This is a genomic window from Microvirga tunisiensis (assembly GCF_009296175.1).
GTDB lineage: Bacteria > Pseudomonadota > Alphaproteobacteria > Rhizobiales > Beijerinckiaceae > Microvirga > Microvirga tunisiensis.
Genome location: NZ_VOSK01000144.1, coordinates 1 through 16,308 on the forward strand (window position 1 = coordinate 1; position 16,308 = coordinate 16,308).

The 16,308-nt window shown below is 60.9% G+C and carries 12 protein-coding genes and 1 pseudogene; 11 read left to right on the top strand and 2 right to left on the bottom strand.

Annotated elements, in window-relative coordinates; genetic code table 11:
• Positions 1-125: 125 nt before the first annotated feature.
• Positions 126-593, bottom strand: coding sequence for an SIS domain-containing protein (locus FS320_RS25565; protein ID WP_244627374.1), 468 nt, complete (start codon positions 591-593; stop codon positions 126-128).
• Between the two features lie 751 nt (positions 594-1,344).
• Between FS320_RS25565 and FS320_RS25570 the strand changes: the two genes are divergently transcribed.
• The 11 genes and pseudogenes from FS320_RS25570 to FS320_RS50880 all read left to right on the top strand — a co-directional run bounded on the left by FS320_RS25570 (position 1,345) and on the right by FS320_RS50880 (position 14,715).
• The gene (locus tag FS320_RS25570; RefSeq protein WP_162003232.1) at positions 1,345-2,085 is read left to right on the top strand and encodes a LuxR C-terminal-related transcriptional regulator; all 741 of its coding nucleotides are present in this window, start codon (positions 1,345-1,347) and stop codon (positions 2,083-2,085) included.
• A gap of 151 nt (positions 2,086-2,236) precedes the next feature.
• Positions 2,237-2,860, top strand: coding sequence for a PAS domain-containing protein (locus FS320_RS25575; RefSeq protein WP_192926335.1), 624 nt, complete (start codon positions 2,237-2,239; stop codon positions 2,858-2,860).
• Between the two features lie 39 nt (positions 2,861-2,899).
• Positions 2,900-3,085: a CsbD family protein gene (locus FS320_RS25580; protein ID WP_152714721.1), complete on the top strand. Its 186-nt coding sequence runs from the start codon at positions 2,900-2,902 to the stop codon at positions 3,083-3,085.
• Between the two features lie 222 nt (positions 3,086-3,307).
• Positions 3,308-4,054 (top strand): sigma-70 family RNA polymerase sigma factor, encoded by a 747-nt coding sequence (locus FS320_RS25585; protein ID WP_152714722.1) that lies wholly within the window; start codon positions 3,308-3,310, stop codon positions 4,052-4,054.
• A 483-nt stretch (positions 4,055-4,537) separates the two neighbouring features.
• The gene (locus FS320_RS25590; RefSeq protein WP_338105479.1) at positions 4,538-5,059 is read left to right on the top strand and encodes a sigma-70 family RNA polymerase sigma factor; all 522 of its coding nucleotides are present in this window, start codon (positions 4,538-4,540) and stop codon (positions 5,057-5,059) included.
• A 71-nt stretch (positions 5,060-5,130) separates the two neighbouring features.
• Positions 5,131-7,062 carry an ABC transporter ATP-binding protein gene (locus tag FS320_RS25595; RefSeq protein ID WP_338105480.1) on the top strand — a complete coding sequence of 644 codons (1,932 nt, stop codon included), beginning with the start codon at positions 5,131-5,133 and terminating at the stop codon, positions 7,060-7,062.
• A gap of 33 nt (positions 7,063-7,095) precedes the next feature.
• Positions 7,096-8,340, top strand: a complete 1,245-nt coding sequence (locus tag FS320_RS25600; protein WP_152714723.1) for a glycoside hydrolase family 1 protein — start codon at positions 7,096-7,098, stop codon at positions 8,338-8,340.
• A gap of 702 nt (positions 8,341-9,042) precedes the next feature.
• A complete protein-coding gene (locus tag FS320_RS25605; protein ID WP_152714724.1) occupies positions 9,043-10,800 on the top strand; it encodes an ABC transporter ATP-binding protein/permease in 1,758 nt (585 codons plus the stop codon).
• A gap of 190 nt (positions 10,801-10,990) precedes the next feature.
• Positions 10,991-12,391: pseudogene (locus FS320_RS25610) on the top strand (GH1 family beta-glucosidase).
• Positions 12,392-12,662: 271 nt separating this feature from the next.
• On the top strand, positions 12,663-12,914 hold the full coding sequence (locus tag FS320_RS25615) for a DUF6894 family protein (protein ID WP_152714725.1): 252 nt from the start codon (positions 12,663-12,665) through the stop codon (positions 12,912-12,914).
• A gap of 1,024 nt (positions 12,915-13,938) precedes the next feature.
• Positions 13,939-14,715 (top strand): PRC-barrel domain-containing protein, encoded by a 777-nt coding sequence (locus FS320_RS50880; protein WP_420846770.1) that lies wholly within the window; start codon positions 13,939-13,941, stop codon positions 14,713-14,715.
• A 367-nt stretch (positions 14,716-15,082) separates the two neighbouring features.
• Here FS320_RS50880 and FS320_RS25625 read toward each other — a convergent pair whose 3' ends face one another.
• Positions 15,083-16,069 (bottom strand): IS481 family transposase, encoded by a 987-nt coding sequence (locus tag FS320_RS25625; protein WP_162003234.1) that lies wholly within the window; start codon positions 16,067-16,069, stop codon positions 15,083-15,085.
• Positions 16,070-16,308 lie beyond the last annotated feature (239 nt).

Sequence of the window (16,308 nt, forward strand, 5' to 3'; positions counted from 1 at the left end):
CTATCTGGCGCGAAACGGGTTTACTCACATCCCGGCGCCGGCACAAAACGCCAAAACCCTCACAGGCGCTTCAGCGATGCTTGGTATACGCACTCTGCCATGCCGTGTGATGGGCTAAACTCGAGCTAAGGACTCACTCCCAACAGAGCCCGGAGTTTCGCGATCATAACCTCAAACACGATGAGCAACATACCTTCATACAAGGAGCCCATAGGAAGCACCGCGCTGGCAGTGGGACCTTGATCATCGGCCATTGTCTGAGCCGGAATAACAAGGGTGGAGTCGGCGAATGCTGCTGCACGCCCCGTGGGTTGCGCGGTGAGAACAAGGATGGTCGCGCCGGCATTCTTGGCAACTTGCAGCAGAGCAAGAGCAGTTGAGTTTTCCCCTGGGCCGACCGTCATCACGAAAAGATCGCCGGGTCCAATCGCCGGCGCCGTCATGTCGCCCACGACAGCAACATCCCGCCCAAGGTGGAACAGGCGCATTGCCAACCCGCGAATCTGAAGACCTTCGCGACCACAGCCGAACACGACAACCTTGCGCGCCCTGCCGATCATCTCACAGGCACGATCGACGGCCGCATCATCCATATGGTCGGCGACACTCCTGAGTTCATCGAGGGCAAGTTGGTATAAGTTGCTCATCGCTTCTTCCGTGGTGAGATGGGCAATCCTAGGCCCAGTTGCACTTCGCCCTTCCAAACGATGGAGGCGAGACCGTGGGCATTGCCGGAATGCTCCCGGCTTCTGACCTAGGTTGTACGCCTCAACTGCGGGAGCAGCCCTCATCCTTGGATTAGACAGCGCGGGCGATCTCGGTGCGACTGAAACGCCCGGATATATTTCGTGAAGGAATAAGCTCGCGACTGCCTTCGTTAGTCACTCATATGACGCAACCCCGACAAGGCAGAGCAGGCCCATGAACCCCTCCCAAGGGACAAAAGCGCCCCACGCCCTCGGCACTGGCCCGTTATTGCGGTGCGTGGCGCTCCATTTTCTCGCCTCCGTCAACTCCTTTATCGGAGCAGGCCTCCTGCTGGCCAGCATCTGAGAGGAAATGGGCCCACTCGCCTAACAGTGGTTCTCCCAGGAGAACCCCATCTCGAACGGAGGGACCGATGAGGCCGATTTGTAACACCCGCAAGCCACCCTCGATAGCGTGGCCGCTTTGCAGGAGCCCGGGAGCCGCTGGAGAGCTTATTGCCAAGCTAGGTCCAGGCTTCACAGGCGATCCCCAGAAAAGGATGTCGCAACCTGGAAGCTCCTTGGCTGGACCTTGCCGGCAAGCGGGGCCGGTACTCTCAACCTTGCAATGATCAACATCGGGAGGGATGCACAATCCATGGATCAGGATGCTGTGTATAGCGAGCCATTCCGCCCGCTCGCCCAACAGGCCCGCTCTCATGTCGCGACCGTTCTGGTCTGTCAGAACAATTTCATTCGCAGCGGCATCGAGCACATCCTTTCGGGTACGCGGTTCGTCATCTTGGCAGAGGCCGACGAACAGACCTTAGAAGCGCCCGCTCTCTGCCTGATCTACCCTGATCAAGCTGCGAACGACGTGTGCGAGACCGTCACCCGCCTCAAGCCGCGATGGCCTTCTGCCCGGATGGTTCTCTTGAGCGAGCACTGGGATCCCGCTGCTGTCACTCACGCCTTCCAAGCGGGTCTCGATGGACTGTGCCCAACCACAATGAGCCATGAGGCTCTCGTCTTGGCTCTTGAGCTGGTTGTGCTCGGTGAAAGGTTTATCCCCGCAGATTTGGGCCTGGCTCTGCTGAATGCACAGCCCCGAGGCTACGAAGTTGGCTTCGGACTATCGGCTGCCGCTGTGCCAGCCAACAATGGTCCCAGCGGAAAGAGCTTGTCCGGCCGCGAAGCTCAAATCCTGCATCTCATCACCCAAGGCGCCGCGAACAAGGTGATTGCGCGAGAGCTGGGGCTGGCAGAAGCGACCGTCAAAGTTCATGTCAAAGCGATCTTGAGGAAGGTCAAGGTGTCTAACCGGACCCAAGCCGCCATGTGGGCAAAGCAGCATATGAACGGGCACCCTCAAGATGCCCTCAGGGACGCAGCGGAGTGATGCAGTAAAGTCCAAGCAACACGAAGGTGGGCTAGACGGTCCCGGCAACAGTCGCTCACCTGGTCGACTGCCCGCAGATCTTGGAGAGCCTGATCACAGGCATGCGTGACTGCAAGGTCGTGCTTTCGCCAAGGCCTTCCGCTTGGCTCCCGTGCCGACCACCATCAGCACCGCAGACGACCATCGCTTGATCGAGGTGAACGAGGCCTTCACCAAGATATTGGGCTTCCGTGCTCAGGACGTGGTCGGATACGCAGCAGACGACATCGGTCTCTGGGCCGATGACAGGGACCGTCGGCGCTTTGAGGCCGAGCTCACCAAGGCTAACACTGTCAGGGATTTTGAAGCTCGCCTGTGGGCAAAGGGCGGCGAAGAGCTCGAGTGCCTGGTGGCAGCCGAGGCCATCATGCTGAGCGATCGTGCATGCATCCTGTGCTCGTTCCAGGACATCACTGCCCGCAGGCGCTCGGAGGAGGAACTGGTCAAGGCCATCGAGGCGGTGATGGCGGACGCCTCCCGGTTCAGCCGCGACGTGGTTGAGAAACTCGCGGCCTTGCGCCACCCGTCCCAGCCGGGACAATCATCGGCACAGCCCCTTGGTCGTTTGGGCGCGGGAGCGCGGCATCGAGGCCGAGGGTGTCGCCGCCAAGCTCTCGAAGGCGTCAAAAAGTGGTGCAGCAAAACCGGGTCGGGTAGTGCGGAACAACCACTAGAGAAATTGATGAACTTTAATGATTTGAATGGGTTAGCAGCGGTGATAAGACGGTTTGCGTAGTGTTTGTCACGTGCACATCATCCTAACCCAGAGGCGATCATGGACAAGGATTGGATTGCAGGTAGCGCGAAGAAGACCAAGGGCTCCGTCAAGGAAGCCATTGGCAAGGTCACTGGCGACAGTAAGACCCAGGCGGAAGGGTCTGCCGAGGAAACGGCAGGTCAGGCGCAGAATGCCGTCGGCGGCATCAAGGACACGGTGCGCGACGCCACCAAGCCCCGTTGAGGAGAGACCTAGCGCTGTCACCGGCAGAACCAACGCAGCTCGGCTGACACGGTTACGGATCTGGTGACATCCAGTTCGTGAAGACCACAGCTTGCGGGCTGCCCCCGCAGGCGCGGGCAGCATTGCGCGCTGATCTCTCACGACGCGCTGATGATGGGATCCAGTCCAGACACAGGACAGCCATGACAAAGTTCGAGAGGTCGGTTTCGCAGGAGAGCGATCATGGTGACGCTGTTAAACCCGACGAGCGCGAGTCGACATGAACGGCCCCCTCAAGAATACGCCATAAGGCAGTCGGCCTCCGCTGCCTTGAACAGCAGCATTCAAGCTCATCTCGGTCAGCACCTGCGGACCTGGTATGGCGATCCTGCCGGAGACAGGCTTCCGCCCAAACTCGCCCAGCATCTTGATCGGGTGGCGCAGGTGATCCGGGCCCGCACCGAACTGATCAACCAAGCGTTCGTGGATGAAGTTCTGGCGAGCGTGACGTCGCTGCGGGCTTTCGCAATCTCGCTCACGCGGGATGCCGAGAAAGCCGAGGACCTGGTGCAGGAGACGGTGCTGCGAGCCATCAGCAAGCAGGAGCAGTTCGTGGCCGGCACAAACCTCCAGGCCTGGCTCTTCACCATCCTGCGCAACCAATTCTGTTCAGAACATCGCAAGTCGCTGCGCGAGGTGGAGGATGGGGACGGATCCTATGCGGCCACAATGATCGCCCTGCCGGATCAGGACGACAGGATCATGATCCATGATCTCGAGGCCGCACTCCAGAAGCTGCCCGAGGGCCAGCGTGAGGCGATCATGCTCGTGGGTGTGGAGGGATTATCCTACGAGGAAGCGGCCCAAGTGCTTGGATGTGCGGTCGGCACTGTCAAGAGCCGAGTCAACCGGGCCAGAAGTTGCCTGGCCGAGTTGATGAGGCTCGCCGGCGAGGACGGCTTTGCCAGATCCCACATTGCTGAACTGTGAGAGCCGCCAAGCGCAGGAGAAGTTGGTGATGCGCACGGACATTGGGGAGAGCACCAGCATCGTCTTTGATATGGTGCATTGCGCCGGCGTCGACGTGGAGGACAAACGCGGCGCCACTGCAAGGCGGATCGACACAACAGACCCTCCAACAGGGGATCGTCGCCGCGTGGAGCGATGGGTTTGGCAATGCCCCAGCCGCCGACCACGATGTGATCTGGCAGGGGAACGACCATCATGAGACCGTCAGACCTGATCCCAACTGCTCGGCTTGACCGAACCTCTCTTGTTCGCTTCTTGGATCTGTCAGCCTCGGCTGCCTTCGAGACCGGCCTAATGGGCAATGATGGTCAGCAACTCCGTGCTTCGTATGGCAGCCCTGCGGAGGAGGAACTCCCGTCGAGCCTTGCTCGGCTCCTCGATCGGCGAGTCCAGGTTGGCCACGCTAATCCCAAGTCAATTGACCAAGCTTTCGTCGACGGGATCGTGACGAGCCTTTCTTCGCTCCGCTCTTTTGCAATCTCACTCACGCGGAGTGTCGATCAGGCGGAGGACCTCGTGCAGGAGACGGTACTCAGAGCCATCAGCAAGCAGGAAAAGTTCGAACCTGACACGAACCTCCAGGCGTGGCTCTTCGCGATCCTGCGCAACCTGTTCTGCTCGGTCTGCCGCAAAACTAAGCGCGAGGTGGAGGATCCAGATGGATCCTATGCCGCGACGTTGATCGCCATCCCGGATCATGAGGACAGGATCATGGTGAAGGATCTCGCAGCCGCACTGGCGAAGCTGCCAGAAGGGCAGCGCAAAGCGGTCCTGCTCGTGGGTGCAGAGGGCATGAGCTACGAGGCGGCGGCTCAAGCGCTTGGCTGTGCGGTCGGCACGATCCAGAGTCGGGTGAACCGCGCCCGAAACCGTCTCGCCGAGCTCATGGGTTTTGAGCGGAGAGAACAGCATCGGCAAGGGGCAACCCGGTCGAAGAAGGTCTGCTGTTCCATCGGCAGTGAGTGAACGTCAGCCCAACAGCCGAGACCATATAGGGAGGGATAGGAGAAGCACGACAATGGTGTGCGGAGTAATCTGTGTTAGTCTTTCCATCCCTTTGTAGGAGGGAGATCCTGGATACCCAGCAGTTCGGCCACGTCGATGCCGAGGCCACATCCGTCTACCGCCGCGCGTTGGGGTACTTTGCGGTTGACCGGGTTCGGATCGCCACCCTCGTTGCGCTGATCGGTGTCTCCGTCTGCGTGGGTCTGCTTGAGGCCTGGCCGCTGGCAGTCCTGATCGATAGCGTACTCACGGGCCAGCCCAAAGGGGATTGGGTGCACGGTCTCTTCCTGTCAGTCCTGCCCGCCAGCAAGGTGGGGCAGATCGTTGGCCTCGTCTTGATGGGCATGGGGCTCTACATCATCGGCTATCTCGCCTGGTTTGGCCGGATGATGATCAACTATCACCTGGACTACCGCGGCACCACGCGGGTGCGCCACGATCTGTTCCGGAAGCTTCAGCATCTCGGCCTCACCTATCACCGTAGCCATCCGCAAGGGGACGCGATCTACCGGCTGACCAACGATGCCTTTGGCCCTTGGGGCATCTTGGACACGGTGATCGGCACGAGCGTCGCGGCCGTGATGCTGGTGGTGATGACGGCCATCCTCCTGTCACAAGACGTCTCTCTCACGTTGGCGGCCTTCACGGTGGGGCCGTTCATGCTTTGGAGCAACTGGCGCTTTGGCGTGCGCATCCACAAGCGGGCTCTCGCGTCCAAACAGATCGATGCTGATCTCACCAGCCACATCCAGCAGGCGATGGTGCGGGTGCCGCTGGCGCAGACCTATCAGCGGGAGGCTTATGAGTTCCGTCGCTTTCGCGGCGCAGTCGGGCGCAGCGTTCGGGCGCTGCTGCGCCTCAATCTTCAGGAGCAACTCTACCCCCTCGCCCGCGACAGCATTCTTGCCGTGGGCGGCGCGATCATCCTCGGCTACGGCGGCTATCTCGTGTATCGCGACCAGATCCTGTCTCCGGTCGAGGGCGGGATGACGGTGGGTCTTCTCCTTGTCTTTGTGGACTACATTCGTAAGCTGTGGGAACCACTGAAGTGGCTGACCGAGTTTGTGGTGAAAGTTCGAACCCATGAGGCCGCGGCACGCCGGGTGTTTCGGATCCTCGACACACCGGAGACGATCACCGAAGATCCCAGAGCCGAGGACCTGCCCGTCTCCTCCCGGACAATGGTGCTGGACCATGTCGGGTTTGCCTATCGACCAGATTATCCGATCCTGCATGATCTGTGCGCTACCATCGGGCCTGGCGAGATGGTGGCGTTCGTCGGACCGAGCGGCACCGGCAAGAGCACGCTTCTGGCGCTGATGTTGCGCCTTTACGATCCGACGGCGGGGGCATTGCGCTTGGATGGCATTGATCTCCGCGCAGCGCGGCTGACGGATACCCGCGCGCATATGGCACTTGTCGGGCAGGACAGTCTCATGCTCCCCGCGAGCATTGCCGCTAACATTGCCTATGGGCGACCAGGGGCGAGCCGAAACGAAATTGAGCGGGCGGCTGAACTCACCGGCGCGGCAGCCTTCATTGAAGATCTTCCGGGTGGCTACGAGACCATTTTGGCCGAGGGCGGGCAGAACCTCTCGGGTGGACAGCGCCAGCGGCTTGCCATCGCCCGGGCGCTGGTCACGCGCGCGCCGTTTCTCATCCTGGATGAGCCGACCAGCGCCCTTGATCCGCACCATGAGCAGCTCCTCGTGGAAACCCTGAAGGCTCTCAAGGGTGGGCGCACAATCGTGCTCGTGACCCATCGACTCGAGAGCGTCGTCGCCTGTGATCAGGTCTTCATGATAGATGCTGGCCGGATCATCGAGCGGGGTACCCATCACCAACTTCTTGGACTGAACGGTCACTACGCCAGAATGTGGTCTGGAGCCGTTGCTCGTACAGAGGCACGAATGCAGGTCGAGGGTCAGCGATCGACACTCACCGACGCACAATTAGCAGGATAGCGAGGATCCGAGTGCCAAACCCGGGAGCAGGTAATGCAGGACCTGGAGAATGACAGGGCCGTTGAAGCCAGCGCGATCGTTGGTGGAGACCGTGCCGCAGACAATGAACGGAAGCTCCACCAAGCCCTCAGAAGCTACGCGGCCCGCCTCCCGCCGCAGGCTCTCTGCAACATCCGCTCCGACCTGTTCGCCAGCTTTCTGATCGGCGGATTTGAGTGCTCAACCCACCGACACCAGCATGGACGGCGGCTCGACCTGATCGCAGCCACGGGCCACGATAAACATGCGCAGGCCGATTACAGGATGCTGGCGGAGCATGGAATCCGCACCGTGCGCGACGGCCTCCGCTGGCATCTGATCGAGAGCACGCCCGGTCACTACGACTGGTCGAGCTTTCTGCCTCAGCTTCGGGCGGCTCGCGATACTGGTACCCAGGTTATCTGGGACATCTGCCATTGGGGTTGGCCGGACGATCTCGACATCTGGTCGCCTGCCTTCATCGACCGCCTCGCCCGTTTTGCCCGTGCCGCCGCACAGTTCGTCCGAGACGAAACCGATGCCGTGCCGTTCTATGTGCCGGTGAACGAGATCTCGTTCTGGTCCTGGGCGGGCGGGAGCCTCGCGTATATCAACCCGCTGGCAACAGGGCGCGGCACCGAGCTCAAGGCAATCCTCGTGCGAGCCGCGATTGCCGCCATCGAGGCGGTGCGCGAGGTCGATCCACGCGCCCGCATTGTTCACGCGGAGCCTACCATCCACGTCGTTCCGCGCTCCGATCACCCGCAGGATGTCCGAGCGGCACAGCATTACACCCTGGCGCAGTTCGAGGCTCTGGACTTCCTGTCTGGGCGTCACCGTCCCGAGCTGGGCGGCCGACCCGATTATGTCGATATCGTCGGCGTGAACTATTACCTTCACAACCAGTGGATTGATGGCGACCTGCCGATCGCAGTCGACCATCCGCAGTATCGTTCCTTCTCTTACCTCCTGCGCGACATCTACGAGCGTTACAGGTGCCCGCTGTTTGTCGCCGAAACCGGAATCGAGGGTGACCTGCGCCCGGCGTGGCTTCGCATCATCGGTCATGAGGTCATCGCGGCACGGAGGGCGGGCATCCCGGTCGACGGGATCTGTCTTTATCCCATCCTCGACTATCCTGGCTGGAATGACGACCGGCATTGCCCCACAGGACTCTTCGGATACCCCGATGGGAAGGGCGTCCGTCCCCTTTGTCAGGTGTTCGCCGAAGAACTGGCTTGGTCTGGCATCGAGAGGTGAGCCTTCCTGATCCGCCTGAACGGGATTTTCTCGCCTATTCTGCTCGCCAGGATCCGAACTCCATTGTTGGGCGCGCGGCTGCGGAAAGGATCGTGGAGCTGGCGGATGCGTCGGAGTTGGTCCTGGCACTCGATTTGGAGGTGCAGGTGGAATGTGCACGGGCTTCTTCGTTCCAGGCTGTCCAGGAGGCATCGGATCGGACCGCATTGGCTCAGATGCGGGAAGATCAGGCTGAGGCCCCGAGAAGGATGGTGTGCGGGCCATAATGACATTCCTTGTGACAAGCGGTTAAGAAACGGCGCTCGGATCAAGGATAGTCCGGCCAAGAAGCAGCATCAAAGGGAACGTTGTCGTACCTCCCTGGACCTGATGTGGCGGCTCAAGGGCCTTGAGAGCGCTGGGACTGACCCTTCTGTTCATGGTCTTACCCTGACTGTCCACGATTGATCATCTTGGCGCAATGAAGGGGCGCTTCATCATGCGTTCAGGCGGGGTCACCTACAACCTTTGCCAGTCGCAGCCATTAGCTCAGGACCACCTCGGGTGAGACAGAAGACCGCAACCCAAAAGTAGCAGAAGCGTCCAAATCCCGTTGCCTCCGGCCGTGAATAGCGGCACAGCAGCGACCTCTCAAAAACAACAAACAAGACAGCGTCGGCAATCCCACCAGGGCAGCGTCGGCGCCGGGGCCAATCAACAACAATGTCGAACTCGATCGCGGTGCCGGACCACCCTTCGGCGCAGGGTCGGCGCGCGCCTTGGCGCGCGCTCCCGGCCCATGCACTCAATTGGACTGCCGTTACCTTCTTTCAGGACGTATGGCGTCTCGCTCAGCCCTATTGGGCCTCCGAGGAGAAAGGGTACGCCCGAGGGATGCTGTCCCTCCTGCTCGCGATCAAGCTCGCGGCTATCTACATCTGCGTGCGGCAGAACGAGTGGTACAACAGCTTCCACTCGGCCCTCCAGGCAAACGATATCCAGGCCTTCTTCAAGCAGATCGGCATCTTCGGGCTGATCGCCGGCAGCTATACGATCTCGCTCGTGTCCTCCCACTGGGCCGCGGAGGGCCTGAAGCTGCGGTGGCGCGACTGGCTGGTGCGACGGTACACGGCGGACTGGCTCTCCAGCCGGGCCTATTACCGGATCCAGCTTGAAGGCCGATCGAGCGCCAATCCGGACCAGCAGATTGTGGAAGATCTCGGTCTGTTTGCCGGTCAGACGCTCAACCTCCTCGTCGGCTTCCTCGACATGTCAGTCAGCCTGATCGCCTTCACGAGCATTCTCTGGGGTCTGGGCGGCACTGTCACGGTCGCGGGGGTGTCGGTGGCCGGCTACATGGTGTTCGCCGTCTTTGGCTACGCATTTCTGGCGAGCTGGATCACCCACAAGATCGGCAACCCGCTGGCGGGCCTCCACAGCGCCAACCAGCGCCTGGAAAGCGAGTTCCGGTATGGTCTCGTGCGTCTGCGCGAGAACGCCGAGACGGTCGCCTTCTATGGCGGCGAGACCCAGGAGCGCCGCGTTCTCAACGAGCGATGGAGCGGAGTGGTCGAGAACTTCTGGGCCATGATGCGGCGCGAGCGGGCGATGGCATGCTTCACCCATTCCTACACCCAGTTCAGCATCATCGTGCCGTTCCTGCTGGCCGCTCCGCGCTACTTTGCGGGCCAGATCAGCTTTGGTCAGGTGATGCAGGTCACGGCCGCCTTTGCGACGGTCCAGAGCTGCCTGAATTACTTCATCAACAGCTACCGGGAAATCGCACACTGGAGGGCGACGACGGAACGCCTGAAGGCGTTCCGGACTGACCTTGATCAAGCACGAGCGAGCGAATCCAGCTCCTTTGTCCGGATGCACGGGGCTGGGCGAATTGGGGTGCAGGATCTGCATCTCTCCTTGCCCAACGGACGCGCGCTGGTCAGCGGCGTCGATCTGTCAGTCGAACAGGGCAAGGCGCTGCTGATCAGAGGTCCTTCCGGCACGGGCAAGAGCACGGTCTTACGGGCGATTGCGGGTCTGTGGCCTTACGGTCGTGGCAACGTCTCCGTCACGTCGGGTGCCTCCTTCTTTCTGCCCCAGCGGCCCTATCTGCCGCTTGGAACGCTGCGGCAGGCGATCTTCTATCCTGCTCCGGCAAGAACAGACGACGCGGAGATCAGCCATATCCTGCGCAGCGTTGGCCTGGAGCACCTGATCGAGCGGTTGGACACAGTTGAGCCCTGGAGCCAGCGCCTGTCGGGTGGGGAGCAGCAGCGACTGGCCTTTGCACGTGTCATGCTGGCCAGGCCGGAGACGGTGTTCCTGGATGAGGCGACGTCTGCCCTGGATGAGGAGGCCGAACGCAATGTTTACACGCTGCTGCGCAACGCGGAGTGGAAGCCCACCATCGTCAGCATCGGCCACCGCTCGACCCTGGTCGGCTATCATGACGAGACTTTGGATCTGAAACGGGCGGCCTGAGCGATTGAACGGCCCTTTTACCGAGGCGTCTCCGCTCAATATGCGTACGGCGGCAGATCGGACGAGGCACGAAGGCAGCGTCCTGCGTGCATAACAAGGCCTAGACCAGGGAATGTGGAGAGTTGGCATGAACAGGCGCGAACTTCTACAAGCGAGCACCCTCCTGGGCAGCAACGCAATGCTCGGTCAGATGCCTGCCGCCTTCGCGGAGGAGTCTGGCGGTTCCCTAGAGTTCCCGTCCGACTTCCTGTGGGGTACGGCAACCGCTGCCTACCAAGTGGAGGGTGCGTGGGGTGAAGGCGGACGCGGCCTGTCGATCTGGGACACCTTCTCCCATACTCCCGGCAAGAGCAGAAATGGCGACACGGGCGACGTGGCCTGCGACAGCTATCACCGCTGGCGCGACGACATTGCTCTGATGAAGCAACTTGGCCTCAAGTCGTACCGCTTCTCGATCGCCTGGCCGCGCATCCAGCCGACAGGACGGGGGAGCGCCAACCAAGCCGGGCTCGACTACTACAGCCGGCTCACCGACGGGCTGCTCGAGGCGGGCATCCGGCCGCTGGCCACGCTCTATCACTGGGACCTGCCACAGGCGCTGGAGGATGAGGGCGGCTGGCCCAATCGCGATATGGCTGGGCGCTTCACCGACTACAGCCGCCTTGTTGCCGAAACCCTATCCGATCGCATTGGGGATTGGGGGCTCTTCAACGAGCCGAAGACCTTTACGCAGCTCGGCTATCTGCACGGCGTCCATGCGCCCGGTCGAAAGGACGCTCTGGCGTTCCTGCGCGCCACGCATGTGGTCAATCTCGCTCAGGGTCAGGCGTTCCAGGCCCTGAAGGAGATCAAGTCCACCCTCCAGGTCGGAGGTGCCTTCGATGTCTCACCAATGCTGCCGGCCACAACCAGTGCACAGGATCATGCCGCTGCCGTGGCAGCCGATGCGCTCCTGAACCTTTGGCATCTGCAACCAGCACTGATGGGCAGATACCCCGCCGGTGTGCTGCCGGCAGACCGACAAGAGGACCTTCTTGGCTTTCAACCTGGTGACGAGGCCATCCTGCGGACTGCCTTCGATTTTGTCGGCTTCAACTTCAACTACTACACCGGATTCCGCGTGTCCCATGTCCCTGGGGGCAGCGGCATCCCAGGGGTCGATATCCGGGCCGAAGGAGCAATCGTCCCTGGCGCGCCCCGCGAGAAGACGGACATCGGCTGGGATATCTATCCGCGTGGGCTGCATGAGATCTTGCTCCGGATGCACTAAGTGACCGGCAGCATTCCGATCGAGATCACCGAGAATGGCTGCGCCTACAACACACGCCCGGACCCCGATGGCCGCATCCGTGACGACGCTCGCATCGCTTACCTGAGAAGCCATCTGAAGGAACTGCACCGCGCGATCAAAGATGGGGTCCCTGTCCGGGCCTATCATCTCTGGAGTCTTCTGGACAACTTCGAGTGGGCCGAGGGCTATGCCCAGCGCTTCGGGATCGTCTTCGTTGACTTCGAACAGGGCCAGAAACGGATGATCAAGGATTCCGGTCACTGGTACGCCCAGGTGGCCGCGACCAATCAGGTTTCCTGAATGGAATTGGCGCAGGTAACGCGCAGAACAGTGACCTTTCCTGAATGGTGCTAACAACTTCAGAAGGGGCACCGCTCGCTCGGTCAGGCTCCTGGGGTTTCTGGTGGCTCAGTCCTGAAGGACCAACAGTGAAGGAGATACGGAACGCCAAACTGCACCCAAAGGAGTAGCGGGCGCCGCAGAACGAATGTTGGTGCTGAAGGTTGATTCAGTAGCAGTGCAGGTAAGGCGGATGTTTTCGCCCTGGTAATGGTTCTTGAGGAGGCTCGTCATGCCTCGCTACTACATCGATATCCGCAGTCATTTCGCGACAAACGAGGATCCAGACGGAGTCAATCTGCCGGATATCGCCGCAGCCAGAGCCGAGGCTCTGAAGATGGGCGCGAAGCTGCTTGAGGACTGGGCTGGGCTGCCACCCGCTTACTCAGACGCCATCGTGATCGAGATCGTTGATGAGAATCTCCATCCGGTCCTAGCCATTCCCTACATGGACATTACCGTGCAGATACCATCGATGAGCTAGGCTTCGGGCTTTGCATGGCGGTTCTGTCCTGCCGAAGCATCGAAGGCTCGGATACCCTGACCATGCCAAGCGGTCGCAGCAGCCAGTACCAGGTTCGTTGCAATGACCTTGGCATGACTGGCCTAGCCATGGCGATGCCTTCACGGACTAGATCAGTAGGATCTTTCAGTAGAGTTCTCAAGGCAAAGGGTACAGCGTACTGCGTTGGGTCGGCAGTGAAATTCGCCGAGCTTGGGGAACGTCTGATTACACGAGGATTGCGCCTTCGGGCTTAGGTCGCAAGGCTGCCACTAAGAAACGTTGCCAGCTCAATAGGCGGAGTTTCTGACAAGGCTGTTTTAGACCAGCGAACAAATGACCACCCCATTGGTTTGTTCGCACCTGCTGGGAGGAATGAAGATGGCGATCAGGTTCTCTCTGCGGCCGTTCCCATGATGGTTCGCCGCTTGGAATTCGCGCAGGCTTGAAGCGACTGTGTCGGGACAGACCATAGCTGGGGGTTGGTCCCCAATCGGCGCCGCACCGCGGGACGGCACGCCTGTGATCCTCTGGTTGGAGGAGGATGAGATGCCACCTGTCTTCCCGCAGCCGGTCGGGTTTTGGATCGTCGACCCCCAAGCAGAAGTCGGTTATTGGCGGCTTTTTGGAGATCCCCCACGCTTCTGCTCGGACAGGCATATTTGCGGATGGCAGCCATGTCTTCGTAAGTGAGAAGGTTGCCGCCAGTTTCACATAGGTCCGTTCCTGGTATGGCAAGATTAACTTCAGACTGGACCTTGAGAGCAGGCGAAAACGAATTGGACTTTTCTGCCCAGCCAAGTCCCTACAGCCCGCCTATTCCTTTGTCTTGCCTCGATGGTTCAAGGGCAACAATGTCGCCGTCTCGTCCACTTGCGTGTTCGGAGCCGTACATCTTATGCACCACACCCAAGCCTCAGGGTACGTAGAACGATAAGCTGGTCACAGGAGTTGGAAGTTCATCACCCCAGAAAAGTCAGATCGTCGTCTCAACAGGAGAGAGGTCATGGACGAGAAACAGGGAACGGGAACCGGGCAAGCTGGCACCGCACAGCCGACTGGCGCAAAACAAGCAGGGGGTAATGGCCCTAACCCTCAAGGAAGCGGGGGCTCACCCGAAAGCTTGGTCGATCAGGCGAGGAACACCGCCGCTGATCTTGCCGGCCGTGCCTCCGATGTCGCCCGTGAGGCTTACGATCAGGGGCAGCGGTATGTCCGCCAAGCAGGTGACCGCTATCCGCAGGCCCAGCGTTACTATGAACGCGCCACACAGACCATCGGGCACCAATTCACTGAGGCCCCGCTGGTCTCGCTGCTGGCAGTAGGAGCGGTTGGCCTCGGCATGGCCTGGATCATTGGTGGCCTGACCAGAAGCGAGGAGCGTGCGCCCTCTCGTGGCTGGACCGGCAGGGACTACCCTGGTCAGCGCTCAGGCAAGCCGCTGATCGAGAGCGACAGGGTGGAAGGCACTGCTGTCTACGACCGGAGCGGCAAGCGGATCGGTACCGTTGAACGGGTGATGATCGATAAGCTCAGTGGACGTGTGGCCTATGCGGTGATGTCGTTTGGCGGCTTTTTTGGCGTCGGCGCGAACGAGTACGCGGTCCCCTGGCGCATGCTCGATTACGATCCCCGCCTGGGAGGGTATCGTATCCAGATTACCGCAGAGCAGCTTCGGCGTGCGCCGAGTCTCTCTGGTCGCAGTCAGGACTGGCCGGATCGGGAGAGCGAGCAGGACCTGCACGACTTTTACCAGGTGAGCTATTACTGGCTCCTGCCCTGACGGTCTCGACAGGCAGGCAACGGAAGCATGCTGTTCCCGGTCCGCTCAGAGGACCGGGACTTAAGCTTGACGGGCTGTTTACGAACTGGTCTGGGGGGTGGTTTCGGCGCGGCCAGGAACTCAGGGACTTGCTCCTGGACAGGAAGCATGGCCCTAACAGCAGTCGGGGCCTAGAGGGTGGTCCAAACGTTGCCAATCTCAAAGCCGAGATGGGTCGCTTGAGGCTTCCTACTCATCCCGCTTCAGAGTCGTCAGTGAAGAATTCCGATCTCGTTGAGACGATTGGGATATCGGGCGCATCATTGGAGTCGATTTTGCAGGGTTGCGGGCCGGAAGCGGTGGATTTCCTGCGTTTTCCGTTGCCGCTCTAGTTGTCTGGATGCGAGACCTCCTTGGCGGCAGCGATGACCTGGAGGGCGGGCGGCAACGCGTCTGAATCGGGCGGCTTGTAGCGGCGGTTGGCCAGCTTCGGCTCGGCGGCCAGGCGGCTGCGCACCACCTCATCCGGTGCTCGCCCCTTCAGCACGCGCTGACGTCTCCTGTTGTAAGCCTGATTGAAGCCCTTGAGCAGCGTCTCGAGATCCCGATGGCTATAGATCGTGATGCCGAGCACCTCGCGCTGCACCCGCCCGTTGAAGCGCTCCACGAGACCATTGGTTTGCGGTGTATACGGCTTGGTCCTGCGGTGCTCCAGCTTCAGCTGGCGGCAGGCCTCTTCAAAGCCATCGGCGGTAAAGCAGGATCCTCTGTCGGTGAGCACGTGCGTGATCTTGAAGGGGAAGGCGCGCACCGCCTCTTTCAGGAAGGCGACCGCGCTGGTGGCCAGCTCATCGTCCTTGACGGCCAGATGCACCCACCGTGAGCAGCGGTCGATGGCCACATACAAATAGCGTTTGCGGCGCTCCCCGTTGGCGGTCTGCAGCTTGGGCAGGTGCTTGATGTCCATGTGGATGAAGCCAAGATCGTAATCCTTGAACGTGCCGCTCCGGCGCTGGCGCTGCTGCGCCGGGGGCAATCGTCCCAGACCCTCGGCCTTGAGGATGCGGTAGACGGCATCGCGGTTGAGATGCGGCAGGAAATGGCTGACCACAAACGTGAGGTCATCGAGCGGGAAGCCGGTGGCCTGGCGCAGGGCACAGACGATGGCGCGCTCTTCCGCGGTGGCCTTCCAGGGCAGCTTGTGCGGCCGGCTGCTATGGTCCTGGCAGTCCTGGGCTCCGCGCTTGCGCCACTTGCGGATGGTCTCGGTGCTCACGCTGAAGCGCTGGGCCAGCACGCCGGTGGGCTCTCTCGAGCGGGCGATCTCTTGGCGGACGGCGGGGGTGGTGCGGGCTTGCGGATGAAGGGAGTGAATCACGTCCTCCTGCGGTGAGAAGCTCGGCGTCGCAGGCCGTCAAAGCGCCAAGTATACTCCTCAATGGCGTAACGCACCCGATTCCAACAACGTTCCGCCACCAAACAGTTAATACTACAGCCGGGGCTTGTGCGTTGTCTTAGACACGGAGGTGTCGCGCCATGACAGACGCAAGCGAGGCCCACCGCTGGGCCGATCAGTTGGACGATCTCGTCACCCGCATTGCTCCCCGCTTCAGC

Bases quoted from the DNA above. Each gene is read 5' to 3' on its own strand.
- FS320_RS25615 (WP_152714725.1), top strand. From the start codon at position 12,663: ATGCCTCGCTACTACATCGATATCCGCAGTCATTTCGCGACAAACGAG.
- FS320_RS25580 (WP_152714721.1), top strand. From the start codon at position 2,900: ATGGACAAGGATTGGATTGCAGGTAGCGCGAAGAAGACCAAGGGCTCC.
- FS320_RS25605 (WP_152714724.1), top strand. From the start codon at position 9,043: ATGTCGAACTCGATCGCGGTGCCGGACCACCCTTCGGCGCAGGGTCGG.
- FS320_RS25585 (WP_152714722.1), top strand. From the start codon at position 3,308: ATGGTGACGCTGTTAAACCCGACGAGCGCGAGTCGACATGAACGGCCC.
- FS320_RS25565 (WP_244627374.1), bottom strand. From the start codon at position 593: ATGGATGATGCGGCCGTCGATCGTGCCTGTGAGATGATCGGCAGGGCG.
- FS320_RS25600 (WP_152714723.1), top strand. From the start codon at position 7,096: ATGCAGGACCTGGAGAATGACAGGGCCGTTGAAGCCAGCGCGATCGTT.
- FS320_RS50880 (WP_420846770.1), top strand. From the start codon at position 13,939: ATGGACGAGAAACAGGGAACGGGAACCGGGCAAGCTGGCACCGCACAG.
- FS320_RS25570 (WP_162003232.1), top strand. From the start codon at position 1,345: ATGGATCAGGATGCTGTGTATAGCGAGCCATTCCGCCCGCTCGCCCAA.